The sequence below is a fragment of the Mesorhizobium sp. C399B genome (assembly GCF_030323185.1).
GTDB lineage: Bacteria > Pseudomonadota > Alphaproteobacteria > Rhizobiales > Rhizobiaceae > Mesorhizobium.
This window is the reverse complement of sequence record NZ_CP100472.1, coordinates 3,322,514-3,346,760: the sequence shown is the minus strand read 5'-3', so window position 1 is coordinate 3,346,760 and position 24,247 is coordinate 3,322,514. Positions and strand designations below refer to the sequence as shown.

General features: G+C 63.3%; 27 protein-coding genes. 14 read left to right on the top strand and 13 right to left on the bottom strand.

What is annotated here, in order from left to right:
• Positions 1 to 90 precede the first annotated feature (90 nt).
• The gene (gene def, locus NLY36_RS16125; protein WP_023673213.1) at positions 91 to 621 is read right to left on the bottom strand and encodes a peptide deformylase; all 531 of its coding nucleotides are present in this window, start codon (positions 619 to 621) and stop codon (positions 91 to 93) included.
• 103 nt (positions 622 to 724) lie between these two features.
• Here def and NLY36_RS16120 point away from each other — a divergent pair, with 103 nt between their 5' ends.
• Positions 725 to 1,978 (top strand): DNA recombination protein RmuC, encoded by a 1,254-nt coding sequence (locus tag NLY36_RS16120; RefSeq protein WP_023692996.1) that lies wholly within the window; start codon positions 725 to 727, stop codon positions 1,976 to 1,978.
• 101 nt (positions 1,979 to 2,079) lie between these two features.
• Here NLY36_RS16120 and NLY36_RS16115 read toward each other — a convergent pair whose 3' ends face one another.
• From NLY36_RS16115 to NLY36_RS16100, 4 genes are all read right to left on the bottom strand, one after another.
• Positions 2,080 to 2,886, bottom strand: a complete 807-nt coding sequence (locus tag NLY36_RS16115; protein WP_023673211.1) for a class I SAM-dependent methyltransferase — start codon at positions 2,884 to 2,886, stop codon at positions 2,080 to 2,082.
• A gap of 81 nt (positions 2,887 to 2,967) precedes the next feature.
• Positions 2,968 to 3,372, bottom strand: coding sequence for a GFA family protein (locus tag NLY36_RS16110; protein ID WP_023673210.1), 405 nt, complete (start codon positions 3,370 to 3,372; stop codon positions 2,968 to 2,970).
• Between the two features lie 77 nt (positions 3,373 to 3,449).
• A complete protein-coding gene (locus NLY36_RS16105) occupies positions 3,450 to 4,403 on the bottom strand; it encodes a cation diffusion facilitator family transporter (RefSeq protein WP_023696044.1) in 954 nt (317 codons plus the stop codon).
• Between the two features lie 112 nt (positions 4,404 to 4,515).
• Complete coding sequence (locus NLY36_RS16100) at positions 4,516 to 5,325, bottom strand: transglutaminase-like domain-containing protein (RefSeq protein ID WP_023687480.1); 810 nt, start codon at positions 5,323 to 5,325, stop codon at positions 4,516 to 4,518.
• Between the two features lie 71 nt (positions 5,326 to 5,396).
• Here NLY36_RS16100 and NLY36_RS16095 point away from each other — a divergent pair, with 71 nt between their 5' ends.
• Both NLY36_RS16095 and sugE read left to right on the top strand, forming a co-directional pair.
• The gene (locus NLY36_RS16095) at positions 5,397 to 5,663 is read left to right on the top strand and encodes a hypothetical protein (protein ID WP_032889372.1); all 267 of its coding nucleotides are present in this window, start codon (positions 5,397 to 5,399) and stop codon (positions 5,661 to 5,663) included.
• Positions 5,664 to 5,869: 206 nt separating this feature from the next.
• Positions 5,870 to 6,184 (top strand): quaternary ammonium compound efflux SMR transporter SugE, encoded by a 315-nt coding sequence (gene sugE / locus NLY36_RS16090; protein ID WP_023681326.1) that lies wholly within the window; start codon positions 5,870 to 5,872, stop codon positions 6,182 to 6,184.
• An 85-nt stretch (positions 6,185 to 6,269) separates the two neighbouring features.
• On the opposite strand, the gene NLY36_RS16085 is transcribed toward sugE, so the two are convergent.
• Positions 6,270 to 6,698, bottom strand: coding sequence for a DUF6481 family protein (locus NLY36_RS16085; protein WP_023673205.1), 429 nt, complete (start codon positions 6,696 to 6,698; stop codon positions 6,270 to 6,272).
• A 234-nt stretch (positions 6,699 to 6,932) separates the two neighbouring features.
• Between NLY36_RS16085 and NLY36_RS16080 the strand changes: the two genes are divergently transcribed.
• The 7 genes from NLY36_RS16080 to pmtA all read left to right on the top strand — a co-directional run bounded on the left by NLY36_RS16080 (position 6,933) and on the right by pmtA (position 14,940).
• Positions 6,933 to 7,994, top strand: coding sequence for an LLM class flavin-dependent oxidoreductase (locus tag NLY36_RS16080; protein WP_023681325.1), 1,062 nt, complete (start codon positions 6,933 to 6,935; stop codon positions 7,992 to 7,994).
• 110 nt (positions 7,995 to 8,104) lie between these two features.
• Positions 8,105 to 9,274, top strand: coding sequence for an AI-2E family transporter (locus NLY36_RS16075; RefSeq protein WP_023673203.1), 1,170 nt, complete (start codon positions 8,105 to 8,107; stop codon positions 9,272 to 9,274).
• A gap of 82 nt (positions 9,275 to 9,356) precedes the next feature.
• Positions 9,357 to 9,575, top strand: coding sequence for a hypothetical protein (locus tag NLY36_RS16070; protein ID WP_023696045.1), 219 nt, complete (start codon positions 9,357 to 9,359; stop codon positions 9,573 to 9,575).
• A 5-nt stretch (positions 9,576 to 9,580) separates the two neighbouring features.
• Positions 9,581 to 10,579, top strand: a complete 999-nt coding sequence (locus tag NLY36_RS16065) for an LLM class flavin-dependent oxidoreductase (RefSeq protein WP_023696046.1) — start codon at positions 9,581 to 9,583, stop codon at positions 10,577 to 10,579.
• Positions 10,580 to 10,950: 371 nt separating this feature from the next.
• Entirely contained in the window at positions 10,951 to 12,867 is a 1,917-nt protein-coding gene (gene dnaK / locus NLY36_RS16060; protein WP_023673200.1) for a molecular chaperone DnaK, read from the top strand.
• A 219-nt stretch (positions 12,868 to 13,086) separates the two neighbouring features.
• On the top strand, positions 13,087 to 14,217 hold the full coding sequence (gene dnaJ, locus NLY36_RS16055) for a molecular chaperone DnaJ (protein WP_023681322.1): 1,131 nt from the start codon (positions 13,087 to 13,089) through the stop codon (positions 14,215 to 14,217).
• Positions 14,218 to 14,334: 117 nt separating this feature from the next.
• Positions 14,335 to 14,940, top strand: a complete 606-nt coding sequence (gene pmtA / locus NLY36_RS16050) for a phospholipid N-methyltransferase PmtA (RefSeq protein WP_023681321.1) — start codon at positions 14,335 to 14,337, stop codon at positions 14,938 to 14,940.
• Between the two features lie 78 nt (positions 14,941 to 15,018).
• Here the strand turns inward: pmtA and NLY36_RS16045 are convergent, their stop codons facing one another.
• A complete protein-coding gene (locus NLY36_RS16045; RefSeq protein ID WP_023681320.1) occupies positions 15,019 to 15,927 on the bottom strand; it encodes a LysR family transcriptional regulator in 909 nt (302 codons plus the stop codon).
• Positions 15,928 to 16,049: 122 nt separating this feature from the next.
• On the opposite strand from NLY36_RS16045, the gene NLY36_RS16040 reads away from it, so the two are divergent.
• The 4 genes from NLY36_RS16040 to NLY36_RS16025 all read left to right on the top strand — a co-directional run bounded on the left by NLY36_RS16040 (position 16,050) and on the right by NLY36_RS16025 (position 18,390).
• On the top strand, positions 16,050 to 16,661 hold the full coding sequence (locus NLY36_RS16040) for a LysE family translocator (RefSeq protein WP_023696049.1): 612 nt from the start codon (positions 16,050 to 16,052) through the stop codon (positions 16,659 to 16,661).
• A gap of 121 nt (positions 16,662 to 16,782) precedes the next feature.
• Entirely contained in the window at positions 16,783 to 17,379 is a 597-nt protein-coding gene (locus NLY36_RS16035) for an NADPH-dependent FMN reductase (protein WP_023687487.1), read from the top strand.
• Positions 17,376 to 18,089: an orotidine-5'-phosphate decarboxylase gene (pyrF, locus tag NLY36_RS16030; RefSeq protein ID WP_023696050.1), complete on the top strand. Its 714-nt coding sequence runs from the start codon at positions 17,376 to 17,378 to the stop codon at positions 18,087 to 18,089. The genes NLY36_RS16035 and pyrF overlap by 4 nt, the downstream gene beginning before the upstream one ends.
• Before the next feature lie 13 nt (positions 18,090 to 18,102).
• The gene (locus NLY36_RS16025; RefSeq protein WP_023687489.1) at positions 18,103 to 18,390 is read left to right on the top strand and encodes a DUF1330 domain-containing protein; all 288 of its coding nucleotides are present in this window, start codon (positions 18,103 to 18,105) and stop codon (positions 18,388 to 18,390) included.
• An 18-nt stretch (positions 18,391 to 18,408) separates the two neighbouring features.
• On the opposite strand, the gene NLY36_RS16020 is transcribed toward NLY36_RS16025, so the two are convergent.
• The 6 genes from NLY36_RS16020 to NLY36_RS15995 all read right to left on the bottom strand — a co-directional run bounded on the left by NLY36_RS16020 (position 18,409) and on the right by NLY36_RS15995 (position 24,174).
• Positions 18,409 to 19,662 (bottom strand): low temperature requirement protein A, encoded by a 1,254-nt coding sequence (locus tag NLY36_RS16020; RefSeq protein WP_031201382.1) that lies wholly within the window; start codon positions 19,660 to 19,662, stop codon positions 18,409 to 18,411.
• 90 nt (positions 19,663 to 19,752) lie between these two features.
• Positions 19,753 to 20,814: a D-alanine--D-alanine ligase family protein gene (locus NLY36_RS16015; protein ID WP_023696052.1), complete on the bottom strand. Its 1,062-nt coding sequence runs from the start codon at positions 20,812 to 20,814 to the stop codon at positions 19,753 to 19,755.
• A 103-nt stretch (positions 20,815 to 20,917) separates the two neighbouring features.
• Entirely contained in the window at positions 20,918 to 21,793 is an 876-nt protein-coding gene (locus tag NLY36_RS16010; RefSeq protein ID WP_023696053.1) for an SMP-30/gluconolactonase/LRE family protein, read from the bottom strand.
• Entirely contained in the window at positions 21,793 to 22,434 is a 642-nt protein-coding gene (locus NLY36_RS16005; RefSeq protein ID WP_023696054.1) for a 2-dehydro-3-deoxy-6-phosphogalactonate aldolase, read from the bottom strand. Before NLY36_RS16005 ends, NLY36_RS16010 begins: the two co-directional genes overlap by 1 nt.
• Before the next feature lie 22 nt (positions 22,435 to 22,456).
• Entirely contained in the window at positions 22,457 to 23,338 is an 882-nt protein-coding gene (locus tag NLY36_RS16000; protein ID WP_245260326.1) for a 2-dehydro-3-deoxygalactonokinase, read from the bottom strand.
• Between the two features lie 68 nt (positions 23,339 to 23,406).
• The gene (locus NLY36_RS15995) at positions 23,407 to 24,174 is read right to left on the bottom strand and encodes an SDR family NAD(P)-dependent oxidoreductase (RefSeq protein ID WP_023673186.1); all 768 of its coding nucleotides are present in this window, start codon (positions 24,172 to 24,174) and stop codon (positions 23,407 to 23,409) included.
• Positions 24,175 to 24,247: the final 73 nt, after the last annotated feature.

Below are 24,247 nucleotides of genomic sequence, written 5' to 3'. Positions count from 1 at the left end.
CAGTCTGATATCAATGATATCACGCAAGGAAGCGTCTCTCAATAGGGGCGGGTCGAGACGGGATTTTGTGCGAGTCGCCGAAAGCAGGGCCTATCCCACCAGCTTGCCCGGCGCCTTGTCCTTGGCGAGCTTCTTGAACTTCTTGACCACCATGTCGCGCTTCAGCTTCGAGATGTGGTCGATGAACAGCACACCGTTGAGATGGTCGATCTCGTGCTGCAGGCAGGTCGCCATCAGGCCTTCGGCCTCGATCTCCTGCAGCTTGCCGTCGCGGTCGAGATATTTCACGCGCACCGAGGCGGGACGCTCGACCTCGGCGTAATAGTCCGGGATCGACAGGCAGCCTTCCTCGTAGACCGAGCGGGCGTCGGCGCTTTCGAGGATTTCGGGATTGATGAAGACATGCGGCGCCGGCGGCTCGTCTTCCTTGGCGAGGTCGATGACCAGCATGCGCAGCGGCTCGCCGATCTGGATTGCGGCCAAACCGATGCCCGGCGCATCATACATCGTCGCCAGCATGTCGTCGGCCAGTTTGCGCAAAGGCGCGTCGACGCGTTCGACTGGTTTGGAAACCTGGCGCAGGATGGGATCGGGAAGGATGATGAGCGGCTTGATCGACATGGCGCCTCACCTAAAACGTCGCAGGAGAAGCGTCAACCGGTGCGAATCGGTCTCGTTCACGTTTTGATCTGTGCCAGGTCTGCGAATCGGCTATGCTGGCGGGATGAACGACCTGAGCACCATCCTTTCCGAACCCGTTGCCCGGCTTGGCGCCACGACGATCACGCTCGGCCATGCACTGGCCCTCGGCGCGCTGGTGTTTCTCGGCCTGTTCCTGGCGCTTGTCGTGGCGCTGTGGCGATCGGCCAAGGCGCGCACCATCGCCGCGGCGGAAGCCGCCGACCACGCCCGCGACGCCGAGGCGCGGATGGCCGGCATTTTGCAAAGCCAGGCCGAGATGCAGGGCCGCATGGGCGCCATCGCCGACGTGTTCGGCGCAAGGCAGGCCGAACTCAACCAGTCGATCGGCCAGCGCCTCGACGCCATGACCGGCAGGCTCGGTCAAACCATGACCGAACAGACCAAATCGACGCATGAGAGCCTCGCCAAACTGCAGGAACGGCTGGCGGTCATCGACACCGCGCAAGGCAACATTCAGTCGCTGGCCGGCCAGGTCGTGCAATTGCAGGCGATCCTGTCCAACAAGCAGACGCGCGGCGCCTTCGGCCAGTCGCGCATGGAGGCGATCGTCGCCGACGGCCTTCCGATGGGCGCCTACGAGTTCCAGGCAACGCTGTCAAACGGCAGCCGTCCCGACTGCCTGGTCAGGATGCCGAACGGTGCGCCGCAGCTTGCCATCGACGCCAAGTTTCCGCTGGAAGCCTGGAACGCCATCCGCGCCGCCGATGGCGCCGAACAACAGAAGATCGCGGCCCAGGCTTTCCGCCGCGACATCGAAATTCACGTCCGCGATATCTCGGAAAAATACCTGATCCAGGGCGAGACGCAGGACACCGCCTTCATGTTCGTGCCGTCGGAATCGGTGTTCGCCGAAATCCACGAGAATTTCGACGCCGTGGTCCAGAAGGCGCACCGGGCGCGTGTCATCATCGTCTCACCGTCGCTTTTGATGCTGTCGATCCAGGTCATCCAGGCCATCCTCAAGGACGCCCGCATGCGCGAACAGGCGCATCTGATCCAGGGCGAGGTGATCCGGCTGATGGAAGACGTCGCGCGCGTCGACGAACGCGTGCGCCGGTTGCAGACGCATTTTGGCCAGTCGGCCAAGGATATCGACGAGATACTGGTGTCGACGTCGAAGGTGACCAAGCGCGGCCAAAAGATCGAAGCGCTGGAGTTTGGCGAAAGCGAAGCCGAAGTGCGCGGTGGCGGACCCGCCAAGGCCGAAGCCGGAGTGCGGGTGGCGGATTCCAAGACGGGGCAGCTCAGGCTACGTGTCGTCGAAGGCGACGATTAAAGCGCGTCGCGCTGAACGGATTCATACGACGCGCTTTAAAAGTCTTTGTTTTGATGCATGTCGTTGTCCCAGAACCGCGGCACACTTCTGGGCGCCATGCATTAGACCGTAGCCACGATCACGTGCGCCTGGATCTTGGCCGCAACCTCGCCGCTGCCGTGTCTGGCTGCAATCACGGACGCGGCGTGATCGGTTGCGGCTTCCAGTTTTCCTCTAGCCTCGATTTCGTTGCGAAGCGGAGTTCCCTGGCAATAGGCAACCGCCGGAAGGCGCGGCGAGGAGGCACGGCTTTGTTCGGCCCTCGTGTCGATCACCACACGGGAGAAACCTGCGGCTTCCAACTCGCCGCGGATCAATGCAATGTCATTGTAGCCGTGCGGCGTGCGGGCGAGAAAGCGGGGCGGATCGTTCGGAAAAATCTCCGCAAGAGCATTCGTCACATCATTGGCGAATACATTCTCTTCGATGCGATCCCACACGTTGAACAGGAAATGGCCGCCGGTCTTCAGGACCCGCTTTGCTTCGCGATAGCCGGCGGCTCGGTCGGGAAAGAACATCGCGCCGAACTGACAGCAAACGAGATCGAAAGCCGCATCTTCGAACGGCAGCGCCAGAGCATCCGCCTGACGCCATTGTATACGACTGTCGGGAGCTTGTCGCGAGGCCGCGTAGTCGAGCATAGGCTGGTTGAGGTCGGTCACGACATAGCTTGCGCCGGGAGACAGTTTTGGAGCCAATGCGCGGGTGACAACGCCGGTACCGGCGGCGACTTCCAGGACGGCGCCGGGCGACAAGGACGCTGCCCGTCGTGCCAAATCCGCGGCGAACGGCTCGAAGATCAGCGGCACCATGTAATGGTCGTAGTTTTCCGGAATCGAGCCGGCAAACACTTTGTCCGTTTCCGACATTGCTATCCCCCGCCATCCGTTTGATGGCTAGCCTAGCACATTATTGGCTGGTTTGGGCCGCGTTTAACCGGGAGGCAGGTGCTACTGCGCCTCTACGATGCTTACGCCCTCGAATTCCGGAAGCCAGTGCAGGGCCGATCGGTGCCATTTCTGTTGGGTCGGAACGAGATCCTCGCGTTGCCGCGCGGTCCCCGCCCTGATCCCATAGACCTTCGGCCCGTCGCCAACCGACGTTGCGTAAAGATGGGAACCGCAGTCGCCGCAGAACGCCTGGGCACGCTTGGCGCCGCTCGATCCCGTCTTGATATAAACCTTCGGTGTGCCCTTTGTGATCCTATAATGATCCTCAGGCGCGGGAACAGTGACACGAAAGGCGGTACCGGTCAGTTGCTGGCAGTCGGTGCAATGACAGATAGAGGTCTTTTCCGGGTCGACGTCTGCTTCATAAGTTATGGCGCCGCAATGGCACCCACCATCGATTTTCATCGTTGATTCTCCGAAATCCGTCGGGTGATCTTAGCGGGACCAGGCGATGGCGCCAACGGTGGACTGCTGGTCCAGAACTAGTCCGACGCCGCCTCGACCTGCTTGCGCCGGTGCTCCCAGGTTCCGGTCGTCTGCGGCTTGACGAACAGTCTGGTGATCTCCGGCATTTCTTTTTTCAAGAGCGCCTCGATGCGCTCGACACAGGCTTCGATCTCAGGCGCCGTCAGATGGTCCTCGAATTCGATGCTCAGCCCAGCGACGATCTGTTGCGGGCCGAGATGGACGGTGAGAACGCCGTTGGCCCGCTGCACTGCCGGATCCTGCTGGGCGATGGCCAGCACCTTGGCCTGCACTTCCGGCGAGGCCGGCTCACCGATGAGCAATCCCTTGCTTTCGCGCGCCAGAAAGATGGCGGTGGCGCCGAGGATCATCGCGATGCCGATCGAGGCGACGCCGTCGAGCTCGGGCATGTCGAGGAGTTCGGCCGCCAATATGCCGGCGAAGGCGACGAACAGACCGAGCAGGGCGGCGCTGTCCTCGAACAGGATCGTGTAGACGCTCGGATCCTTGCTCGATTGCACGGCCTGCAGCCAGCCTTGGTTGCCCTTCTGCTGGCGGAACTCCTTCAGCGCCACGTACCAGGAGCTGCCCTCGAACAGCATTGAGAGGCCAAGCACGATGTAGTTGATTTTGGGATTGGCGACCGGCTGAGGCGCCATGATGTGGACGACGCCTTCATAGAAGGACACGCCAGCGCCGAGCGCAAAGACGAGCAGGGCGACAATGAAGCTCCAGAAATACAGCTCGCGGCCATGGCCGAGCGGGTGCGTGCGGTCCGGCGGACGGGCGGCGCGGTGCATGCCGTAGAGCAGCAGCCCGCCATTGCCGGTATCCACCAGCGAGTGCACGCCTTCCGACAGCATCGCCGAGCTGCCGGTGAAGAAGGCGGCGACGAATTTGGTCATAGCAATAGCTAGATTACCGGCGAGCGCCGCGTAGATGACCGTCTTCGACCCGCCATGCGCTGCCATGCTGTCCCTCCAAGGCGCCCAATGTAACGGCCTGCCGCCGAGCTCCACAGGCATCACAACGCACGAATCGCCTGGTCGTTCAGGTTGAAGGCCAGCTTGCGGAAAGACGCCCCTATTCGATGATCTCGTCCGTCCACACCTTGAAACCAGCCAGCGTGCCCGGTCCGAAGATGTGGGTCAGCGGCACGTCGGCGGCGTCGCGACCCGACGCGATCAGGATGCGGCCGATGCGTGGCGAATTGTTGCGCGGGTCAAAGACATGCCAGCGGCCACCGAGATAGACCTCCATCCAGGCTGCGAAATCCATGCTCGCCCAAGGTTTGGGCAGGCCGATGTCGCTGATGTAGCCGGTGCAGTAGCGGGTCGGGATGTTTAGCGCACGGCAAAAGGTGACGGCGAGGTGGGCAAAGTCACGGCAGACGCCGCTTTGCTCGCGATAGGCTTCCGCCGCGGTGCGGGTCGGCCGCGCATTGCCGTAGCTGAAGACGATATGGTTGTGGACGAAGTCACAGACCGCCTGGACGCGGGCAATACCGAGCGGCGTATGCCCGAACAGCCGCCAGGCTTCGCTGGCCAGCAGATCGCTCTCGCAAAAGCGGCTGGGCAACAGGAACAGCAATGTGTCCGACGGCAGATCGCGCACCTCGTGCTGCCAGGCCATCAGGTCGCCCATCTCGAACGTGCCGGGGTCGCGGATTACCGAATCGGTGCCGAAGGTGAAGCGACCGGGCGGGGCGACGAAACGGTTGCACCAATTGCCGAAACTGTCGCGGTAGCTCTGGATCGGCACCGGCGGGTTGGAGGTCAGGAAATCCGGGCGCTCGAGATCGGAGGCCCTGGAGTAGTGGACGTTGAGCATCGCGATCAGCGGCGTTTCCTGCGGAAAATCGAAACTCATCTCGCTGCCGATGCGGATTCGCATTGTCGTCCTGACCGCACTGCCTGATCATCGCCGGGCGAAGGCATGGCAGATGCTGCAGTGCGAAGGCAACCATGGCACGGACCGGAATGGTTTACGAGCAAATTAGAAACCGGTTGAAAGCGGCCCGACGGCGCCGGCGACAGACGCAGCCCTCTTGCAGTCCGGCGTTTCTCTTGTTTCACTTGGCCTCCCAGCAACTGGAGGAACGAATCATGGCTAAAGGTGCGATGAAGGCGGGCAAGGAAGCTCGGAAGCCGAAAAAAGACGCCAAGAAGCCCGCAGCGGCTCCGGCACTCAAGGCGCCGCCCGTCAAGGCGATGAGGCTCAAGGAAAAGTAAGCCCGCCTCGGAAGATCTTGGACGGTTGAAATCCGGACAAACCGTTTCGGCGCAGATTTTGACACCGGCGGCATGAACGATGCGGCCGGTGTTTTTGTTGATCGCACCGGCGCAGCCGCTTGTGTCGAAGCGGCGAGGACGACCTCGCGCCTTCCCATAAATCGGCCGGGACGGCCCGCCATGCTCATGGAATGGAGTGCATCCCGATGTCGTGGATTTTTCTGTTTTTCGCCGGCCTGTTCGAAATCGGCTGGGCGATCGGCCTCAAATACACCGACGGCTTCTCGAAGCCGCTGCCGACGGTGCTCACTGTCGCCTCGATGATCATCAGCCTCGGGTTGCTCGGCCTGGCGCTCAAGACGCTGCCTGTCGGGACGGCCTATGCGGTGTGGACCGGCATCGGCACGGTCGGCACGGCGCTTCTTGGCATCTGGCTGCTGGGCGAGCCTGCGACGGCCATCCGGCTCGCCTGCATTGCGCTCATCGTCTGCGGCATTATGGGGCTGAAGCTCGCCGCCTGAGCAAAGCAACCAAGGAAATCGACGCACAAACACATTCAGGGCCGCTGGAAGGCGACCCTGATGTCCGATCGTTTCGATCGAAGCGTTAGCGGGCGGAGAAGCCCGGAGGCGTCCTGCCGGTACGCTGCTTGCGCGCCGCATAGCGTGCGTCGCGCTTGGCCTTGCGTTCGGCTTCGTCGGCCAGCAAACGGGCGATGCGCTCGTTTTCTTCGGCTTCCTTGATCTTCGCTTCAGCCTGCGCTGCCTCTTCGGCCGCAATACGCGCCGCTTCGGCTGCTGCCTCGCGCTCGGCCTTCTCGACCGCCTCGCGTGCCAGCTTTTCCTGCTTCAGCCTGGCCTTTTCGGCCTCGCGTATTTCGCGAGCCTCAAGAATCGCCTTGCGTTCGGCCTGTTTGGCCAGAACCGCAGGATCATCAGCCGCCGGCTTCGACTTGAAGCGCTCCAGAAGCGCCTTCTTTGCCTCGTTCGCGGCATTGCGCCGCTCGAAAATGTCTTTTTCCCTGTAGATAGCCAAGTCCACTTCCCTGAAGTCAATTCGCGACGCTTACATACGCGCGAAAACCGAGAGTTCAAGCGCCAAAACGGTATGCCAGCCATGAAAGTTTAGGCTGTTGCAGCCGGGAGACGCGTTTTCCCTGAAACAAAGCCGGCCGAAACCGACATGCACTGTTCACCATCCGCCCCTCTGGCGGCCGGGGCGGCTCGCCGCTACCTCTAGCGGCAAATCAGAACATTTGGATGACATGCCATGGAACTCGGTCTCTACACTTTCGCCGACGTCAGCCCGGAGCCCGGCCCCGGCGCGATCGGCCCGCATCAGCGACTACGCAATCTGATCGAGGAGGTCGAGCTGGCCGACCAGGTCGGCCTCGACGTCTTTGGTCTGGGCGAACATCACCGCCCCGACTATGCCGCGTCCGCGCCGGTGGTGGCGCTGGCCGCTGCCGCCGAACGCACCAAGCGCATCAAGCTGACCAGCGCGGTCACCGTGCTGTCCTCCGATGATCCGGTGCGTGTCTTCCAGCAGTTCGCAACGCTCGACCTTTTGTCGGGCGGCCGGGCCGAGATCATGGCCGGGCGCGGCTCGTTCATCGAATCCTTCCCGCTGTTCGGCTACAATCTCGAGGACTATGACGAGCTGTTCGCCGAAAAGCTCGACCTGCTGCTGGCCATACGCGACAGCGTCAAGGTCACCTGGTCCGGCAATCTGCGCGCGCCCATCAACGACCGCGGCGTCTATCCGCGGCCGCTGCAGGACAAATTGCCGATCTGGATCGCAATAGGTGGAACGCCGCAGTCTGCGGCCCGCGCGGGGGTGCTCGGCCTGCCGCTGGCGCTGGCCGTCATCGGCGGCGAGCCGGCGCGGTTTGCACCGCTGTTCGACATTTATCGCGATGCCGCCAGGCGGGCCGGTACCGACCCCTCGGGCCTTGCCACCAGCATCAATGTGCACGGCTTCATCGCCGGGACCACTGAACAGGCGGCCGACGATTTCTACGGCCCGCAGGCCGAAGTGATGAACCGCATCGGCCGCGAGCGCGGCTGGGGCCCGACCTCGCGGGCGCATTTCGATCAGTCGCGTGGTCCGAACGGCGCGCTGTTTGTCGGTAATCCGGAGCAGGTGGCGGAAAAGATCGTCGCCCAGCACAAGATCTTCAACAATGACCGCTTCCTGCTGCAGATGGCGATCGGCGCCATGCCGCACGCCAAGATCATGAAGGCGATCGAACTGTACGGCACCAAGGTGGCGCCGATCGTGCGCAAGGAGACCGCCAAGCCCGGCGTCGCCGTCGCAGCGCCAGCCGCCTGAGCGACGGGCGGCCCGGATTGAGGGCCTTGCCGGCTAACGGAACCTTGGGCTTGCAGAGGCGTTTCCGTCAGGGGAATGCACCAATTGCGGTGCGCCGCTGAGGGAAAATCATGAAAGCCGAACCCGCCGCTTTGGGTGCTGGCCTTGCCGAGACCGAAGAGGCGAGAGTTGTGGCGCGTGCCGACACGCATCTGATGCGTTCGCTGCTCATCGGGATCTTCCTGTTCATGGCCATCTACGCGCTGTATTTCGCGCGTGCTTTCTTCATGCCGGTCATCCTCGCCTTCCTGCTGACGCTCACGCTGACACCAATCGTCCGCTTCCTGCGCAAGCGCGGCATTCCGGAAGTGGTTTCGGCGACAATGTTGGTCGTGCTGTCGATCTGCGTCTTCGGCGTTGCCGGCTATCTGCTCAGCGGCCCGGTCATCGACCTTCTCAACAACACCTCGTCGATCGGCCAACAACTTACCGAACGGCTGGCGCAATTACGGCGTCCGCTCGAGAGGATCATGCAGATCTCGCATCAGATCGAACAGATGACGGAGACCTCGCAGGAGCCGGGCATCCAGAAGGTGGCGATGGCGCAGTCCGGCGTCCTGTCGGCCGCCGCCAGCAACGTCCTGTCGGCGGGGACAAGCCTGACCATCATCTTCGTGCTGTCGCTGTTCCTGCTGGCGTCAGGCACGATGTTCTATGAGAAGATCATCCAGTCCTTCGCCAGCCTCAGTGAGAAGAAGCGGGCCTTGCGCGTCGTCTATGACGTCGAGCGCGAAATCTCGCATTATCTGCTCACCGTCACCGTCATCAATGCCGGTCTCGGCGCGGTTATCGGCCTTGGCCTGTGGGCGCTCGGCATGCCCAACCCGCTCGTCTGGGGAACGATGGCGGCGCTGCTCAACTTCCTGCCCTATGTCGGCGCGCTGATCACCATCGTGCTGGTCAGCGTCATTGCGATGATCAGCTTCGACTCGATCACCTACGCGCTTTTGGCGCCGGGCTTCGTGCTTTTGTGCGACATCGTCGAAGGCCAGTTCGTTACGCCGATGGTTGTCGGCCGACGCCTCGAGATCAACGCCGTGGCGATCTTCATCGCCATCGCCTTCTGGTCTTGGCTTTGGGGCTTTGTCGGCGCGCTGATGGCGGTGCCGCTGCTGGTCGTCGTCAAAGTGTTCTGCGATCATTTCGATGGCCTCAGCCATGTCGGCAATTTTCTCGCCGCACAGCAGACGGCCGTGGTGGAGGAGGAAGCGGCCGAAGAGAACGGAAAGGCCGCGGCATAAGCTTGCCGCGCCTGTCCGTCATCGCGCATTTGTTGTCTTCAGGCGGAGTGCCTATATCGAGCCGGTCAAGCCGGACCCTGCGATGAACGATGCCTCCTTCGACCTCGATTCCTATTTCGACCGCATTGGCTATCGCGGTCCGATCGATGCGTCGCTCTACAAGCTGAGCGCGCTGCATCGCCAGCGTCCGCAGGATCCCGTTCGAGAATATGGACCCGTTGCTTGGCACCAGCTCGACATCGTCATTCCCGACCGCGCCTTCGAAACCAGGGTCAGGCAGTTGAACATCGTAAAGGCTTGAGGCCCATGACCGCACTTTCCGTTCTCGACCTGTCGCCGATCGTCGAAGGCAGCGACGCCTCGCAATCGCTGGCAAATTCGCTCGACCTGGCCCGCCATGCCGAGCGGCTCGGCTACAGGCGCTATTGGCTGGCCGAGCACCACAACATGCCGGGCATCGCCAGCGCGGCGACCGCCGTCGTCATCGCCCATGTCGCCGACGGTACCAAGACCATCCGCGTCGGCGCCGGCGGCATCATGCTGCCCAACCATGCGCCGCTGGTGATTGCCGAGCAGTTCGGCACGCTGGCGGCACTGCACCCCGGCCGCATCGACCTCGGCCTCGGCCGGGCGCCCGGCACCGATATGGGAACAGCGCGCGCGCTGCGCCGCAATCTCGAGGCGTCAGACAATTTCCCCCAGGATGTCGTCGAGCTGATGGGCTATTTCCAGCCGGCCGCGGAAGGCCAGCGTATCCACGCCGTGCCCGGCGAAGGCCAGAAGGTGCCGGTCTGGATCCTCGGTTCCAGCCTCTATGGCGCGCAGCTCGCCGCCATGCTCGGCCTGCCCTATGCCTTCGCCTCGCATTTCGCGCCGGCCGAACTGGACCATGCGCTGGAGATCTACCGTTCGCGCTTCCAGCCTTCGGAACAGCTGGACAAGCCCTATGTCATGCTCGGCCTCAACGTTTTCGCCGCACCGACCGATGGAGAGGCAAAACTGCTGTTCACCTCGCTCCAGCAGGCCTTCGTCAATCTGCGCACCGGGCGGGCCGGCCGCCTGCCGCCGCCGGTCGAGGGCTATGACCAGACGCTCGAGCCGATGGCAAAAACCATGATTTCGCAGGCGCTGTCCTGCGCCGTCGTCGGCTCTCCCGAAACCGTCCGGCAAGGCATAGACGCGTTCGTGCGCCGCACCGGCGCAGACGAGCTGATGGTGACCGCGCAGATCTTCGACCATGCGGCACGCGTGCGCTCGTTCGAAATCCTGGCCGAGGCGCATAAATCGCTGTCGCAGGCCGCGTGACGCTTTTGCCTGTGTCTGCTGTGGGCAGGCGCCTTCCTCAGCCAGGAGCCGCCTCTCTCACGCATAGGTGACGTTTTCTTGTGGTTTCGAAGCCCTGACTGGGCGCTTCGCCGGGGGATCGCGCAGATCCTGGGGTTTTGAGCGCGGTTGGAGCACATCCGGGCCGCTGGGCGGCTGTTCAAAGGCGCCAAGTGCGGCGCGGTGGATGCCATGCGCAGAATGCTTGCGCCCGATGCCGCCTGTTCTTATATACGCGCCAAGCCGCCCAGTGCCGGAATGCCGGTTGCCGGAGCGGAATTTCTTGTGAACAGGGGCTTTCGTCGGAACGCCTTACGGGTCCTGAGAGCCTGCTTAGCGGAGAGACTAGAAAAATGGCAAAAGTAATCGGTATCGATCTCGGCACCACCAACTCCTGCATCGCCATCATGGATGGCAAGGAGCCCAAGGTCATTGAAAATGCGGAAGGCGCGCGCACGACGCCTTCCATCGTCGCCATCTCGGGCGACGGCGAACGTCTCGTCGGCCAGCCGGCCAAGCGCCAGGCGGTCACCAATCCTGAAAACACCATCTTCGCGGTCAAGCGCCTGATCGGCCGCCGCTATGACGACCCGGTGACGGAGAAGGACAAGAAGCTTGTCCCCTACAAGATCGTCAAGGGCGACAATGGCGATGCCTGGGTCGAGGCCGGCGGCAAGAAGCAGTCGCCCAGCCAGATCTCGGCCATGATCCTGCAGAAGATGAAGGAAACGGCGGAGGCCTATCTCGGCGAGAAGGTCGAGAAGGCGGTCATCACCGTTCCGGCCTATTTCAATGACGCCCAGCGCCAGGCCACCAAGGACGCCGGCAAGATCGCCGGCCTTGAGGTGCTGCGCATCATCAACGAGCCGACGGCTGCAGCACTTGCCTACGGCCTCGACAAGAAGGATGGCAAGACCATTGCCGTCTATGACCTTGGCGGCGGCACGTTCGACATTTCGGTGCTCGAAATCGGCGACGGCGTGTTCGAAGTGAAGTCGACCAATGGCGACACCTTCCTCGGCGGCGAGGATTTCGACATGCGTCTCGTCGAATACCTGGCGGCCGAGTTCAAGAAGGAACAGGGCATCGACCTGAAGAACGACAAGCTTGCGCTGCAGCGCCTCAAGGAGGCGGCTGAAAAGGCCAAGATCGAGCTGTCGTCGACGACGCAGACGGAAATCAACCTGCCCTTCATCACCGCCGACGCGACCGGCCCCAAGCACCTGACGCTGAAGCTGACCCGTGCCAAGTTCGAGCAGCTGGTCGACGATCTCGTCCAGCGCACCATCGAGCCCTGCAAGGCGGCGCTCAAGGATGCCGGGCTGAAGGCTGGCGAGATCGACGAAGTGGTCCTGGTCGGCGGCATGACCCGCATGCCCAAGATCCAGGAGATCGTGAAGCAGTTCTTCGGCAAGGAGCCGCACAAGGGCGTCAACCCGGATGAAGTCGTCGCTTTGGGCGCCGCCATCCAGGCCGGCGTGCTGCAGGGCGACGTGAAGGACGTGCTGCTGCTCGACGTGACGCCGCTGTCGCTCGGCATCGAGACGCTGGGTGGCGTGTTCACCCGCCTGATCGAACGCAACACGACCATCCCGACCAAGAAGAGCCAGGTGTTCTCGACCGCTGAAGACAGTCAGTCGGCCGTGACCATCCGCGTCTTCCAGGGCGAGCGTGAAATGGCTGCCGACAACAAGGCGCTCGGCCAGTTCGACCTGGTCGGCATTCCGCCGGCGCCGCGCGGCGTGCCGCAGATCGAGGTCACTTTCGACATCGACGCCAACGGCATCGTCAACGTTTCGGCCAAGGACAAGGGCACCGGCAAGGAGCACCAGATCCGCATCCAGGCCTCTGGTGGCCTTTCGGACGCCGACATCGAGAAGATGGTCAAGGACGCCGAAGCCAATGCCGAGACCGACAAGCAGCGGCGTGCTTTGGTCGAGGCCCGCAACCAGGCCGAGGCGCTGGTGCACTCCTCCGAGAAGTCGCTGAAGGAATATGGCGACAAGGTTTCGGAAACCGAGCGCACGGCGATATCGGAGGCTATCACGGCGCTGAAGGCTGCTGCCGAAGGCGACGATGCCGCCGACATCGAGGCCAAGTCGCAGACGCTTGCCGAAGCATCCATGAAGCTCGGCCAGGCCATGTACGAAGCTTCGCAGAAGGAAGCGGCGGAAGCCGACGCCAAGGCGGACGCGGCCAAGGATAGCGACGTGGTCGACGCCGATTTCGAGGAAATCGACGAAAACGACGAGAAGAAGAAGTCGGCCTGACCGGTTGACGGCAAATAAAGCGGAAAGCCCGGCGCAAAGCCGGGCTTTTTTGCAACCCTCGCTGAAAAAGTGCGGGCCTTGCCGAAAAAGTCACTGAAAAACACAGGCACAAGCGCGCCGGCCCTAGCATCCGGGCATCACCGCTCCTAAATCGAGACAACGTGCCGGCAAACGACGCAACATGCATCAAGACGTTGAGCATCCGGACTGCGGGAAAAGATGAAAGCTGATTTCTACGAGACGCTGGGCGTGCAAAAGGGCGCCGACGAGAAGGAGCTCAAGAGCGCTTTCCGCAAGCTGGCCATGCAGTTCCATCCCGACCGCAATCCCGGCGATCACTCCTGCGAGCACAAGTTCAAGGAAATCAACGAAGCCTACGAAACGCTGAAGGACCCGCAGAAGCGCGCGGCCTATGACCGTTTCGGTCACGCCGCCTTCGAGCAGGGCGGCATGAATGGCGGCGCGCAAGGTTTTGGCGCCGGCGGCTTCGCCGACATTTTCGAGGATATTTTCGGCGACATGATGGGCGGGCGCCAGCGCCGCTCGTCGGGCGGCCGCGAGCGTGGCGCCGATTTGCGCTACAATATGGAAATCACGCTGGAAGAAGCGTTTGCCGGCAAGACCGCGCAAATCCGCGTGCCGGCCTCGATCTCATGCACGGAATGCTCCGGGACCGGCGCCAAGCCCGGCACCCAGCCGGTGACCTGCTCGATGTGCCATGGCCACGGCAAGGTACGGGCGACGCAAGGCTTCTTCTCGATCGAGCGTACCTGCCCGCAATGCCAAGGCCGCGGCCAGACGATCAAGGACCCGTGCCCGAAATGCGCCGGCCAGGGCCGCGTCACCGAGGAACGCTCGCTGTCGGTCAATATCCCGGCCGGCATCGAGGACGGCACCCGCATCCGGCTTGCCAATGAGGGCGAGGCGGGCCTGCGCGGCGGCCCATCGGGCGACCTCTATATTTTCCTGGCGGTGAAGCCGCATGAATTCTTCCAGCGCGACGGCGCCGATCTCTACTGCAAGGTGCCGATATCGATGACGACGGCCGCCCTTGGCGGCTCGTTCGAGGTGACGACGCTGGACGGCAGCCAGACCAAGGTGAAAGTGACCGAAGGCACGCAGAACGGCCGCCAGTTCCGCCTCAAGGGCAAGGGCATGCCGGTGCTGCGCCAGCCCAATGTCGGCGACCTCTACATCCAGACCGCGGTCGAAACGCCGCAAAACCTGTCGCGCCGCCAGCGCGAGTTGCTGGAAGAGTTCGAGCAGCTGTCGTCGAAGGACAATTCGCCCCAGTCGAGCGGCTTTTTCGCCCGCATGAAGGACTTTTTCGAATCCTTCGGCGAGCACTGAACCCAAACCAAGGCCGCCACGCTTCCCGAACGTCATCAACATCTTATGCCAGATCGCGCCTTGCCTTGGACCTGTTAGCTGCTAAGTAGCGTTCGGGGAGTGTTGAGGAGAACTTGCATGGCACGTGGTCCGGGATTGCGGAAGGCGCTGGCGGAAAAGTTCGACGACGAACTCAAATTCTTCAAAGGCTGGATCGACAAGCCGAAGTCGGTCGGTTCGATCGTGCCGACAAGCTCCGTCACCGCCCGCAAGATGGCTTCCATCGTCAATCCGAAGTCCGGCCTGCCGGTGCTTGAAGTCGGCCCCGGCACAGGCGTCATCACCCGTGCAATCCTCGCCCAGGGCGTTAAGCCCGAAAACCTCTACGCGGTCGAATATTCCACCGATTTCGTGCGCCATCTGCGCCAGCTCTATCCCGGCGTCAACGTCATCGAGGGCGATGCCTTCAATCTCAACGCCACGCTTGGCGAGAAGAGCGGGATGGTTTTCGATTCCGTCGTCTCCGGCGTGCCGCTGCTCAATTTCCCGGTCGCACAGCGGATCGCCTATATTGAAAGCCTGCTAGACCGCATCCCGGTTGGACGGCCGATCGTGCAGCTGACCTATGGGCCGTTGTCGCCGATCCCGCCCGGCCGCGGCAATTACACGGTCAAGCATTTCGACTTCATCTTCCGCAACATCCCGCCGACGCAGCTGTGGATCTACCGGCGGGAAGCGCATTAGCTTGGTATCGAGGGCGGGAGAAGTCTCTGGCGCCTTGTAGAGGATCGACGTTCCAGAAAGGATCCACATCCTTGACTGTTATCCGCCTCGCAAACTCGTGGCGACTTCTCTGATCGCCGCGCACATGGCCCGCACGGCCGTTGCTTCGGCGCTGCTGGAGAACAGAAGCAGCAGAGGCCGACGCGCACGCGGCTCCAGAGGACGCCTCGCGACGGTTCGCTGCCAATCGGCCGGAAACGCCAGGCCTGGCGCAATCGACAAACCGCGCCCGGCCCCAACCAGAGCAAGCAGCGCCGCCATATCGCTCGCCGACAGGATGACAACTGGCGCAACGCCAAAATCCTGGAACAATTCGGCAAGCATTGGTCCGCAGCCGCCGCTCGACATGATGAATGGCTGGCCGTCGAGAGCGCGGATCGGAAATGACCCGCCTTGGACTGAGTTCTTTTGCGATGACGCCACAAAGAGTTCGTCGTCGACAAGTTCCTCGGCTTGGCAATTGCCGGCGATGTAGGACAGTCCAATATCGGCGGCACCGCGATCGACCCACTCCGCCACCTCGGTATCCGTGCCCAAGAGCAGTTCGACAGCAAGCTCCGGGTGCCGGACGGAAGTAATGTTCAACGCATATGGAGCAATCTTTACCGAGGCGCTGCTGACCAGCGCGAGCCGTACTCTGCCTTTGATGGAGTGTTCCCGTAGGCCGACAAGACGGCCTAAAGCATGCAAAGCGGCGCGCGCCGCGTCCAAAGCCGCCTCGCCGGTCGCGGTGAAAGCGACACCGCGCCGATCACGTATGACGAGGGGCGCGCCAACGATCTCCTCCAGCGCCTTCATTGCATGGCTTATGGCCGATTGAGAAAGACAGAGCCGCTCGGCGGTTTTGGTGAAGCTGCGCGTCTCGCTGAGCGATGTCAGGACGCGCACCATCGTGATGTTGATATTAGCTTTGTTCATGGCTGCCGAAATATCTTTCATTTCGCTCATATTAAAGAGCGCTGTAGGTTTTGTGAAGGTGAGGGAAACGACCCTCGAAATCGGCGAGCGGCTTTCCTGGCCTCTCCGGCATGCAGGCGTGCGGTACGACGAGACTGAAACTGGAGTATCGCATGAGCTACCTTCCGCAATTCCTGACCCTTGCTTCGGTCTTCCTGCTCGGCGCCATGAGCCCAGGACCCGATTTTGTAGCCGTGACTTCCCATGCGCTGATCAGCTGTCGCGCGGGGTTCCATGTGGCGCTTGGCATTGCCGCAGCGATCATGGTGTGGGCGGCTCTCGCGATGTGTGGCCTGGGCCTCGTACTGACGCAGATTGCATGGGCTCACCTTGCCGTCCGGATCGCCGGTGCCGTGTATCTCGGTTACCTGGGCAGCAAGATCCTTTTGTCGGCTTGGCAGGCGCGGCCACCGCTGGCCGTCGGTGGCGCAGAGACTACGGCTCCTTGGCGAAGCGGATTCGTTGTCGGAATTACAAATCCGAAGACGGCCGCGTTCTTCGCGAGCCTGTTCATATCGGTATTGCCGATGCAGGCTCCGATCTGGGTCCAGGCAGTGTCGCTGGCCATAATCGGGCTGGTCGCGATGGCGTGGTTTGGGCTTGTCGCGCTAATGTTCTCCACAAGAAGGGTTCGGTCGGTATATGGCAGCGTCCGCAGGCCGATAGATGCCTTGCTCGGAGTTGCACTCATCGCGCTGAGTGCAAGAATTGCGGTCACCCACTAGCAATAGCCCAGCTGCTCGGCACACCTTCGCGCGCTTGCCCCCCCGATCGTTTCCGTTTTTTGAGCCAGTGCGTTGATTTGCGCAGCCTCTGGCTGTACCTGTCCGGGAACAAGAGTGGCCAATGGCTGTGATCGCGAAAATCCTCGTCTTTGCCGGCTCGGTGCGCAGCGGCGCCTTCAGCGGCAGGACCGCCGATGTGGCGCAGAAGGAGCTGGCCATGCAAGGCGCCGAGGTGACGCGCATTTCGCTGGCCGACTATCCGCTGCCGATCATCGACGAGGACCTCGAAAAGGAAAAAGGCGTTCCCGACAACGCCGTGAAGCTTGGCCGGCTGATCGCCGCCAATGACGGGCTGCTGATCGCGACGCCCGAATATAATGGCTCGATCCCGCCATTGCTCAAGAACACGATCGACTGGGTGAGCCGGGTGCGCCTGGATGGCGGCCGGCCGGTGAGGCCGCTTGTCGGCAAGGTCGCCGGCCTGTGCTCGTCTTCCAACGGACATTTCGCCGGGATCCGCTGCATCAACCATCTGCGCGCCGTGCTGGTGCGCTGCCAGCTGGAGATGGTGACGCCGGAATGCTCGGTATCCGATGGCGGCAATGCCTTCGACGGCGACGGCAATTTCAGGGATGATAGACTGACCAAATCGATGGAGCACCTATGCCGCACGCTGATCGAAACCTCGCGCATGCTGTCGACCCGGACCGGGGCATGATTTCCACAGCCATGCAGGCCCATACGATGAGAGACAGGCTGATCGTCGGCCTCGACGTGCCGACGGTGAAAGAGGCCGAACAGGCGGTGCGCGAACTCGACGGCGTCGTCTCCTTCTACAAGATCGGCTATCAGCTGGCCTTCGCCGGCGGGCTCGACTTCGCCAGGGAGTTGGCCAGCGGCGGCACGAAAATCTTCCTCGACATGAAGCTGCTCGACATCGACCACACGGTGGCGAAGGGTGTCGAGAACATCGTGCGCATGGGCATGACCATGCTGACCATCCACGCCTATCCCAAGGCGATGCGAGCCGCGGTGGAGGCCGCCAGGGGCAGCGACCTCTGCCTGCTGGCGGTCAGCGTGCTGACCTCGATGGACGAGCAGGACGTGATCGACGCCGGCTATGAATACGACCCGCACACGCTGGTGCTGAGACGCGCCGAACAGGCGCTGCATGCCGGCATGGGCGGCGTCGTCTGCTCGGCCGAGGAGGCGGAAGCGGTGCGCCGCATCGTCGGACCCGACCTGGCGGTGGTGACGCCGGGGATACGGCCCAAGGGCAGCGACCATGGCGACCAGAAACGCGTGGTGACGCCCGGCCAGGCGATCCGCAACGGCTCCAGCCATCTCGTGGTCGGCAGGCCGATCGTGGCGGCAAGCGACAGGCGCGCGGCGGCGGAAGCCATACTGGAAGAGATGCGCGCCGCGTAACGAGGAGAAGAAAATGCCCAAGGGATACTGGATAGCCCGCGTCGATGTGCGCGACGCCGAAGGCTACAAGGACTATGTCGCTGCCGCCAAGCTCGCTTTCGACCGTTTCGACGTGAAGTTCCTTGCCCGTGGCGGTGAGCATGAAAAGGCCGAGGGGGCTGGCCGCGCCCGCAATGTCATTATCGAGTTCGAATCGCTCAGCGCGGCGCACGATTGCTACCACTCGCCGGAGTACCAGCGCGCCGTCGCCATCCGTCAGAAAGTAGCCGATGGGGAGATCGTGCTGGTCGAGGGTATCTGACGCGCGAAGCTGCTCTGCTCAGTGCGGCGCTTCCTCCTGCGCCAGCACCTCCAGTCGATGGCGGTGCCCCGACAGCTCATAGCCGACAACGGTGACGGCCGGCGCTAGCGTGAGTAAGATGAGGCAGACCGCCATGTCGACGCCGGCAAGGGCGGCGATGATGGCAAGTGCGACGACCGCAGCCGTTCCCGCCAGCAGCCAGACATGGAGGGGATCGAAGCGCTGGACGAGATAATAATACAGCGCGTAGATCGCCCCCAGGAACACGCCTAGCGGAATGGCAACTGACAGCAGCGTCGCCACCGGGCCGATATGGGTCTTGTGCTCGATGAAATAGGCCGCGACATGCAGCCCGGCGCCGGTGGCGACGATGGCAGCGACGATCAGCATCTGGCCATAGCCCCAGATAAAAGAGCGATTGCGGTGCTGGTGCAGCACCGTCCCCGAGGGCAGCATGTAATAGACCCACCACATGCCGAAGGTGAGACCCATTCCGGCAATGCCGATCAAGGCGGCATCGAGGTTCCAGCCCTGCTCCTCGACCACGGCCGACAGCGTCGCCAGCGTGCCGACCACCCCTTCGCCCAGCGCGATGATGGCGAACAGGCTGTAGCGCTCGGCGACGTGGTGCGCGTGCCAGGGCGTGCCGCCATCCCTGCGCTCGGCGATCGCCGGCCCGGCAAGCTCGATGAGAACCAGGATGGCGCCGAAAGCCAGGCTGGTCTCCAGCGAGAAATCGACCAGTATCTGCACCACCCAGCCGATCTGGGCGATCGCAATGGCGACGGCGTAGGTCAGGCAGGCACGCCGCCGCCCAGGGTCCTGCCGCGCCGCGCGCAGCCATTGGAAGATCATGGCGACGCGCATGATGACGTAGCCCAGCACCATCACCGAATTGTTGAGGTGTTCGCCATGCTCGATCGAGGCGAACATGCGCGGCAGGCCGATGGCCAGCACCAGCACGCCGATCATCTGCACCATGGTGACGAGGCGGAAGATCCAATCGTCGGTGTCATAGGCGGAGGAAAACCAGGAGAAATTGATCCACGCCCAGCAGATGGCGAAGCTGGCAAAGCCGAAGCCGATCAGCGCCGCCGCGTAGTGGCCCTCGGCCAAGGCATGCGCCAGTTGCGACGAGGCAAGGCTGAAGGCGGTGACGAAGGTCAGATCGAACAGCAGCTCGAGCGGCGTGGCGACGCGATGCGCCTCGTGCGGATCGCGCCCGGCCATGCGCCTGATGTGATGGTGGAGGGAGCTTGCTGGTGTGCTCATCGCGCGGCCTTGCCTGAGGACTGTCCCGCGACACTAAAGGTGGAGCAAAAGCCGTCAAGGCGCGGTAGGTCGCGCTGGTCCCTCGACCGTTCAGATCGCCTGTCGGTTCAGTCGGTTCGCCGCCGTCTCGGCAACCGCATCGGCCAGCGTCATGCCCCATTGCATCAGGCAATAGGCGCGGAAATCGAAGCAGGGCAGGCCGGGACAGACCTCGAACTCGATGAGGTGGACATGGTCGTTAGCCTCGACCCTGAAATCGAGGGAAAACACGTCTCGCAGGCCGAGCCCGCTGACCAGCCGCTCGGCGATGCGGCGGATGGTTGCCGCGGCTGCCGGCTGGGTGTCGGCAACCGCCTCCAGCACCGGCTCGCTGTATAGTCCAGCCGCCTTGGCGGCCTCGCCGGTGTCGCCGTAAAGCGCCATCGAGTCCGCCATGGTCTGGAAATCGCCGCCGGAGTCGACGAATGCAACGCCGAGCGCTTCCGCCCCGGCATCCGTTTGCAGCCCAAGGAAGCTGGCGCGGACATTGCGACCGCCGACATAGGGCTGGACGACGACATCGTCGCGATAAGCGGCATAGACCCGCCGGCTAAGCTCCAGCGCATGGGCCAGGTCGTTGCAGCGTGAATCCGGCCAGATGCCTACCTTGGAGCCGAGCCGGTTCGGCTTGACGAACCAGCCGGCTTCCGAAGCTGGCGGGTCGGCCAGCCAGCGGCCGTCGCGGGCCAGGCCTGCCTGCGGCGCCGGCAGGCCGAGCGCGCAAAGCACGGCGCCGGAACGGAACTTGTCCTGGCAAATCGCGAACAGCGCATCGTCGGCTCCGATGGTTCTAAGCCCATTCAGCCTGGCAAGTGCGGGCGCTGCAGCACCGCGGAAATAGGCAATGCCGTCGGTCAGCGTCCAGACCAGCGTGGTTGCGGGATCGGCCTTCGCCAGCGCGCTTGCCGCATCGTCGAGTGCAACCGGCATAAAGGCGAGGCCGCGCTTTTCACAAGCGGTCGCCAGTTGATCGAACTCAGGAGCGAGATCGGTCGACTGCGCCAGATAAGACGAGATTTCCAAGGCGCGCTCGGCGGGAAAGCCGTCGGCGACCAGCCTGTCGAAACAGGCCTTTTCCGGCTCGTGGACGAGGATCAAGGTCGGGCGCGGCATGGGTCAAAGCTTCTCGGTGATGCAGCCACACCATCGCACGGCCAATGCGATCGGCTTGCGCGAAATCGACCCGCGCCCGCCGCCTGCACGACAACCGGTACGCTCAGGCGATGACCACGCGCGGCTCGAAGCGGCCGTTGACGGGGATGTCGAGCAGGAAGGTCATGCCGGCCTGTGGGTCGAGCTTGCGCTGCTTGTCGTCCTTGCCTTTCCAGGCCGAGGTCACCGCCAGCCGATCGGCCTTGGCCCCGACAAAGGCCGGGCACGAGGACTGCCCCGCCGGCACGGCAATTTCGCGCAACAATGTGCCATCTGGCGAATAGGTCTTGACCGCCTTGCCGCCCCAGACGGCGTTCCACAGCACGCCGTCGCGATCAACGACCGAGCCGTCGACAAAGCCCTTGGACGAGCGATGGTCGACGAACACTTTCGACTCGCCGATCGGCAGGCCCGTTGCCGGATCGCAGGCGACGCGCATCAACAGGCCGGTCGAGGTATCGGTGTAGTAGGCGATCGTTCCATCCTGCGAGAAACAGATCGAGTTCGACACGGTGATGCCGGTGTAAAGCGTGCGCAGCTCGCCCTTGAAGAACCAGTAGATGGAGCCGGCGCCCTTCTCCTCACCCTTGCCCATCGTGCCGACCCAGAAGGCGCCGCACGGATGGACGCGCGAATCGTTGGAGCGGGTCAGCGCATTGTCGGCCTCGATGGCCGTGTGCAGCGTCAGCTTGCCGGTCGAGACGTCGCGGACATGCAGGCCAGTCTCGGTGGCGATAAGCTGGCGATTGTCATCGATAATGGCGATGGCGCTGGCCATCTGGGCGAGCTCATGGACCTTCCGCGCGCCGGACGTGACACCCTGCTCCAGCAAAAGCCCGTTGACGATGTCGAACCAGAACAGCGTATCGGTGGCGGGATCGTAGCTCGGCCCCTCGCCGAGTTCGCAGACATGGTCCGAAAAAACCGAAACGTTTCCCATCATGCCGCTCCGCCGAAGGCCGCGTCCCAGGCCGTCACCGCCGCCTGCGCGCGCGTGGCCACTTCATCGACGCTCATGCCGGGTTTGAACAGGCTGGAGCCAAGACCAAAAGCAGTTACCCCAGCGGCTTTGTAGCCGGCAAAGTCTTTGTCGGAAACGCCGCCTACGGCGCCGACCACGGTATCGGCCGGCAGCACGGCCCGCATCGCCGAAATGCCGCTGGGCCCGAGCACGCTTGCCGGGAAGAATTTGAGCGCCGAAGCCCCAAGCCTAATCGCCTGAAAAGCTTCGGTGGGGGTGAACACGCCTGGCATCGTCACCATGCCATGGTGCATGGCGCGGGCCATGACGTCGGCATCGATGTTGGGGCTGACCAGCAGCCGCCCGCCGGCCTTGGCCAAGGTGTCGACATCGGCTGAAGTCAGCACCGTGCCGGCGCCGACCAGCGTTGTCTTGGGCAAAGCGGTGACAATGCTGGCGATCGATGAAAACGGCTCCGGCGAATTGAGCGGCACCTCGATGGCTTCGATGCCGGCGTCAAACAGCGCCTGGCCGATGGCAACCGCCTCGCTGGGTTTGAGGCCGCGCAGAATGGCGACAAGACCACGCTTGAGCTTCGGGAAGGGGGCGGTCTGGGTCACGCTGTCACTCCACTCTGGTGAGTCATTTGGCGATCATGCCATTTTCCCGCGCTGCCTCGATAAGGCCGGCACGCACCGCCTCGTCGGCGTCGACCGTCCTGACGGCAAGCCCTGCAAGGTCTAGCGCCTGGCGGTAGAGGGCTGCTAGCGAGCCGGACGCAACCAGCACGATTGCGGTGGTGCTTTCGCCATAGCGGCGGCCCGCCGAGGCGATCTCGCCGCCGATCAGCAGGCCGGACAGGCAAGCGGCGGCATCGTCGGCCTTGAGGTTCTGCAGCAGGCCGGCGGCGCGGATCGAGAACAGCCGCGAGGTGACATCGCCGCCCTCCGCCAAAGCCTTGCGGCACCATTCCTGGAAGAACGGATTGTCCGGAGTGACCGGCTTCGGGCTCTCGCCCAGCGAATGGCGCAGGATAGAGTGAGTGGCCAGCACCGAAAACAGCTCGCCGGTCGGCCAGGTGCAGAAGCCGTCGACCGCGCCGTCTTCGACCAGAACCCATTTCGAATGGGTGCCGGGCATGCAGACGAGATGGCGACCTTTTGCCGGCAAACCGGCGCCGGCAAGCTGGGTTTCCTCGCCGCGCATTACGTCCGGCGCATCTTCCAGGCGCTGCGCCAGGCCAGGCACGATGCGGATGTCGCGGCTCTGGCCGGGAATGCGGGCGGCCCCCGCGAGGATGGCACTGAGCGGCGCCGGCACGATGACGTAAGGCGCTTCCAGCCAACCCTGGCGCGAGCCGGCCATGCCGCAGATGATGACTGGCAGTGTGTCAGGTGCGCCGAGCGCCGCCAGATGGCCCTCGAGGATGGTCGAAAAGCCTTTTTGCTGCGCGGTGATCAACCCATCATCGCCGCGACGCTCGGCAAGCACCCCGCCCGCCTCGTCGACCAGCCAGACCCGCATGCGGGTCGTGCCCCAGTCGACGGCGGCGACTGCCGGCGTGCCTTTTGCCGGATTTTGATTCACCGGGCTCACAGGAAACCCCCGTCCACGATCAACATCTGCGCCGTCAGCATACGCGAGGCGTCGGAGGCCAGGAACAGCACCGTGCCGACGATGTCGTCGGGCTGCATGACCTGCTTGATGCATTGCTTGGCGACATGGGCGGCGAGCCCCTGCTCGGTGACCCAGAGTTCCCGCTGCCGCTCGGTGATCACCCAGCCCGGCGCAATCGCATTGACGCGGATGCCGTCGACCCCAAGCTTGCCCGCGAGACCCTTGGTGAGGCCGAGTATGCCGGCCTTGGCGGCGGTGTAGGCCGGCATATCGGGGTGGTTGATGAGATAGGAGGTTGAGGTGAAGTTGATGATCGAACCGCCGCCGGCCCGCTTCATGCCCGGCGCGACCGCCTGTGCGGTGAAGAAATGCGGGCGCAGATTGACGGCGAGATTGTTGTCCCAGAACTCGACGGTAACGTCAGCGACGTCGTGGCGTTCGTCCCAGGCGGCATTGTTGACCAGCACGGTGACGTCGCCATGTGCCTCAGCCGCTTTGGCGGCCGAAGCGCGCAACGCCTCGACGTCGCGCAAATCGGTCTTGAGGTAGAGCGGTCGCCGGCCAAGTTCTTTTTCGACGCGGTCGGCAAGCAGCGTGCTTGGGCCATCGGCGATGTCGATGAAGGCGACATGGGCGCCCTGGCGAACGAAGCCCTCGGTCAGTGCCGCACCAATTCCGGAACCGCCGCCGGTGATCAGCACCGAGGCTCCCCTGAGGTCGGCAAAATCCGCCGATGGCATCATATCTTCATCTCCCGGTCCGGTCGGCGCGCATCCTATCCAGCCAAGTCCGGGGAGCAAGGGCGAAAACGGCGAT

Bases quoted from the DNA above. Each gene is read 5' to 3' on its own strand.
- NLY36_RS16065 (WP_023696046.1), top strand. From the start codon at position 9,581: ATGACCGCACTTTCCGTTCTCGACCTGTCGCCGATCGTCGAAGGCAGC.
- NLY36_RS16105 (WP_023696044.1), bottom strand. From the start codon at position 4,403: ATGGCAGCGCATGGCGGGTCGAAGACGGTCATCTACGCGGCGCTCGCC.
- NLY36_RS16025 (WP_023687489.1), top strand. From the start codon at position 18,103: ATGCCCAAGGGATACTGGATAGCCCGCGTCGATGTGCGCGACGCCGAA.
- NLY36_RS16035 (WP_023687487.1), top strand. From the start codon at position 16,783: ATGGCTGTGATCGCGAAAATCCTCGTCTTTGCCGGCTCGGTGCGCAGC.
- sugE (WP_023681326.1), top strand. From the start codon at position 5,870: ATGTCGTGGATTTTTCTGTTTTTCGCCGGCCTGTTCGAAATCGGCTGG.
- NLY36_RS16075 (WP_023673203.1), top strand. From the start codon at position 8,105: ATGAAAGCCGAACCCGCCGCTTTGGGTGCTGGCCTTGCCGAGACCGAA.
- NLY36_RS16115 (WP_023673211.1), bottom strand. From the start codon at position 2,886: ATGTCGGAAACGGACAAAGTGTTTGCCGGCTCGATTCCGGAAAACTAC.
- NLY36_RS16040 (WP_023696049.1), top strand. From the start codon at position 16,050: ATGAGCTACCTTCCGCAATTCCTGACCCTTGCTTCGGTCTTCCTGCTC.
- NLY36_RS16000 (WP_245260326.1), bottom strand. From the start codon at position 23,338: ATGCGGGTCTGGCTGGTCGACGAGGCGGGCGGGGTGCTTGCCGAGCGT.
- NLY36_RS16015 (WP_023696052.1), bottom strand. From the start codon at position 20,814: ATGCCGCGCCCGACCTTGATCCTCGTCCACGAGCCGGAAAAGGCCTGT.
- pyrF (WP_023696050.1), top strand. From the start codon at position 17,376: ATGATTTCCACAGCCATGCAGGCCCATACGATGAGAGACAGGCTGATC.
- def (WP_023673213.1), bottom strand. From the start codon at position 621: ATGTCGATCAAGCCGCTCATCATCCTTCCCGATCCCATCCTGCGCCAG.
- NLY36_RS16080 (WP_023681325.1), top strand. From the start codon at position 6,933: ATGGAACTCGGTCTCTACACTTTCGCCGACGTCAGCCCGGAGCCCGGC.
- NLY36_RS16100 (WP_023687480.1), bottom strand. From the start codon at position 5,325: ATGCGAATCCGCATCGGCAGCGAGATGAGTTTCGATTTTCCGCAGGAA.
- NLY36_RS16095 (WP_032889372.1), top strand. From the start codon at position 5,397: ATGGCACGGACCGGAATGGTTTACGAGCAAATTAGAAACCGGTTGAAA.
- NLY36_RS16120 (WP_023692996.1), top strand. From the start codon at position 725: ATGAACGACCTGAGCACCATCCTTTCCGAACCCGTTGCCCGGCTTGGC.
- NLY36_RS16020 (WP_031201382.1), bottom strand. From the start codon at position 19,662: ATGAGCACACCAGCAAGCTCCCTCCACCATCACATCAGGCGCATGGCC.
- NLY36_RS16045 (WP_023681320.1), bottom strand. From the start codon at position 15,927: ATGAGCGAAATGAAAGATATTTCGGCAGCCATGAACAAAGCTAATATC.
- dnaK (WP_023673200.1), top strand. From the start codon at position 10,951: ATGGCAAAAGTAATCGGTATCGATCTCGGCACCACCAACTCCTGCATC.
- NLY36_RS16110 (WP_023673210.1), bottom strand. From the start codon at position 3,372: ATGAAAATCGATGGTGGGTGCCATTGCGGCGCCATAACTTATGAAGCA.
- NLY36_RS15995 (WP_023673186.1), bottom strand. From the start codon at position 24,174: ATGATGCCATCGGCGGATTTTGCCGACCTCAGGGGAGCCTCGGTGCTG.
- NLY36_RS16070 (WP_023696045.1), top strand. From the start codon at position 9,357: ATGAACGATGCCTCCTTCGACCTCGATTCCTATTTCGACCGCATTGGC.
- NLY36_RS16010 (WP_023696053.1), bottom strand. From the start codon at position 21,793: ATGGGAAACGTTTCGGTTTTTTCGGACCATGTCTGCGAACTCGGCGAG.
- dnaJ (WP_023681322.1), top strand. From the start codon at position 13,087: ATGAAAGCTGATTTCTACGAGACGCTGGGCGTGCAAAAGGGCGCCGAC.
- pmtA (WP_023681321.1), top strand. From the start codon at position 14,335: ATGGCACGTGGTCCGGGATTGCGGAAGGCGCTGGCGGAAAAGTTCGAC.